This window comes from Serratia oryzae (assembly GCF_001976145.1).
Lineage (GTDB): Bacteria > Pseudomonadota > Gammaproteobacteria > Enterobacterales > Enterobacteriaceae > Chania > Chania oryzae.
In genome coordinates this window covers 1-1,621 of the sequence record NZ_MOXD01000040.1, presented here as the reverse complement: position 1 = coordinate 1,621, position 1,621 = coordinate 1, and the positions used below count along the sequence as shown (strand labels likewise).

Annotated in this window: 1 pseudogene; it reads right to left on the bottom strand. The window is 56.8% G+C overall.

Annotated features, from left to right (window positions below):
* Window positions 1–1,621, bottom strand: a pseudogene (locus BMI79_RS23870) (autotransporter outer membrane beta-barrel domain-containing protein); the annotation flags it as partial.

The following is a 1,621-nucleotide window of genomic DNA, read 5'->3' as shown; positions in this document are numbered from 1 at the left end:
GTGCTTAAATCCACCGTCGCCGCAGCAGCCCCCAGATTATCCGCCGCAGTGACGCTCAACCGGCTGCCCGCCGCAATCACATGGGCACCGCTGAAGGTGTTGGCCCCGCTCAGCTGCACATCACCCTCGGTATTGACGGTGCCCGTTCCACTCAACAGATTGGCAAAGTTGCCGTCACGGGCAAACGTCAGGCTGCCCGCCACGTTCACGTCACTGCTGCCCAGCGTCCCCGTACCGTTCAGTACCAGCGTCGCACCGCTGTCTATCTGGGTGTCACCCGTCAGGCCACCGTTTGCGGCGCTCACCGTAAAGGTACCCCCCTGGACATTCAACAAGCCATCACCGGTCAGGCCGCCTGTCGAACTCGAATTCCCTCCTTGAGCAAGTAATAGCGAACCGCCAGCAAGATCCAGCACGCCACTGTTAGCCAGGATCTGCACCCTTTGCGTATGAGTATTGAGATCCACCGTGGCACCGCTGCTCAAATTGAGGGTGGTGGTCTGCCCCAGCACCGCATCCGCCGTCAGTTGCAGGATCCCCGAACGAACCCACGTATCCCCGGTGTAATCATTGCTGCTATTGGACAGGGTAATGATGGTGCCATCGTTAGGTGCATCAATCGCCAAGTCACCACTGCCCGTAACCTTGGCATTGAGGTTGTTGTGCTTCGTCCCATTATTCGCCAGGGAGCCCTGTAAAATGAGCGCCTCAGCGCCACTGGTTAATAACTCAAGCTGCTTCAACAGATAGCTGACGTATAAACCATCCTGTTCCGCACCAGTACTCAGGCCATAAACAAAGCTTCCTCTAGCCGCTACCGTACTATTATTAGGATTGGTAATACCTTGAAGATAAGTGTCGATAATCGGCACATTGTTACCGTCTGTAAGTGTCAATTCACTGCCTGTACCACTGGCAACTCCTGTAGCCAAGGTAGCGATGGCCACCCCGGTATCCAGATCCAACGTACTCAGGCCCGCTAAGCTGGGCGATAGATCGGCCGGCAGGTTCACACTGACCGTCCCTCCTGCCGTGGTATCAATGGTTTGCGCCGTGATTGTGCCGTCGGTAGTGATGACCCCGTTATTCTCCGTCACATTGGCATAGGTCAATAATCCCCCGTTCATCACCAGCCTGCCGATGGTTTGTACACCATCCCCGACGATAGTTTCAGCACCAGAGCCAATCTGGAGCGAGGCCAGTGCCAGGGTGGCACTGTTTATGCCGGACAGGTCAAACAGGGTATTTTGTAAATTCACGTTACCGGCAAAGCTGTTGCCTACCGCTGCGCCAAAGTTAAACGCCGCATTATTGGTGCTGACGTTCACGTCCCCGGTCCCCAGCAGCGCATTGTTGAAGGTCAATGCCCCGCTGCTGGTCAGGTTCAGCGCACTGCTGCCATCCGCCACGTTCATCACCGTGGCATTGTTAAGCACCGTGCCGCTGTCGAGGGTCAGGCTGCTGCCACCGGTGAGATTCACCGTGCCGCTGAAGCCCTGGGCATGATTGCTGTTGCTCAGGTCAAGATGGCTCGCGCTCAGCGTCCAGTCTCCACTCCCGCTCAGCCTGTTGTTCAACGTGCTCAACAGGCCACCGGCGTAGGTAGTAAACAGCAGCGTGC